Genomic DNA, 972 nt, shown 5'->3' with positions numbered 1-972 from the left:
GGCGTGCTGGCCACGGCGGGGCCCACCACGCAGACCGTCCCACACCTCCGCGGCGGCCCACACCAGAAGCAGACCGCCGAGGATCCGGCCCCAGAGCGGCCGCGCGTCCGGCGGCACGGCAGCGACGAGGTGACCGGCGGCCGGAATCCGGTATCGCTCGACGGCACGCAGGTGATCCGTCGGGACACGGGCCGTGCCACCCCCGACGGCGGACACGTCGAGCGCCTCAGGGGTGGCGGCCGTGATCGTCCGGACGACGAGGCGGCCACTGTCGGTGGTGAGCGCGACGGCGTCTCCGCTCGTCAGGTTCGGCCGGTCACCGGCAGCGCCAGAGGTGGGGGCGAGGACGACGAGGCTCCCGGCCGGGACGCCGGAGGCGTCGTCGTCGACCGGCAGCGGCACCCAGCCCAGCAACGCCGGCACCCCGAGAACGAGGACGACGACGAACGCGAACACCACCCCGACGACGCTAAGGGCGCGGATCGCGGCGGTCATCGCCCGTCTCCGAGGCGGAGCGCCGGCGCGGGGTTGGCGGCCGTCTTCGTGCATGCGAGTCGCCCGCCCGAGGTCGTGACGCCCCACCTGCGGTCGCTGTCCGCGTAGACCTCGGCCGAGTCGGCGTGCGGGTAGGCGCGCACGAGGAGGTCGTAGGCGTCGGCGCCCGAGCCCGCCTTGCGCAGGGCCGCGACGGTCAGTTTCTGGGTTCGGGATCCGGCGGGCGCCCAACCGACGTGGGTCCACCCCTTCGAGCTGCCGGCCGGACGCGCGAGCACGGCCCAGCGCGCGATGCCCTTGGCGCCCTTGACCGGGCGCGACGTCGCTGCGGGCCAGCTCCAGCCGATCGTCGCGCCGCGGCCCGCTCGTCGGCAGGGCTCCGGGGCCTCCGTCGGGGCGGGGAGGGGCACGGTGAGCAGGGCCTTCGTCGTCGCCGTCGACGACCACGAGACGGGGGCCGGCGCGGCGGACTCCCAC

Annotated in this window: 1 protein-coding gene and 1 pseudogene; both read right to left on the bottom strand. The window is 76.1% G+C overall.

The genetic code is table 11. The features are described from left to right. The coding region (locus tag BN1197_RS00115) for a hypothetical protein (protein WP_141397148.1) at positions 1 to 495 on the bottom strand (495 nt) is incomplete at its 3' end. Further along, a pseudogene (locus BN1197_RS17185) lies at positions 492 to 972 on the bottom strand (hypothetical protein); the annotation flags it as partial. The gene BN1197_RS00115 and the pseudogene BN1197_RS17185, both read right to left, overlap by 4 nt.

Source organism: Mobilicoccus massiliensis, assembly GCF_000826525.2.
Classification (GTDB): Bacteria; Actinomycetota; Actinomycetes; order Actinomycetales; family Dermatophilaceae; genus Mobilicoccus; species Mobilicoccus massiliensis.
The sequence above is the reverse complement of the archived record's forward strand: the minus strand, read 5'-3'. Positions and strand labels throughout refer to the sequence as shown.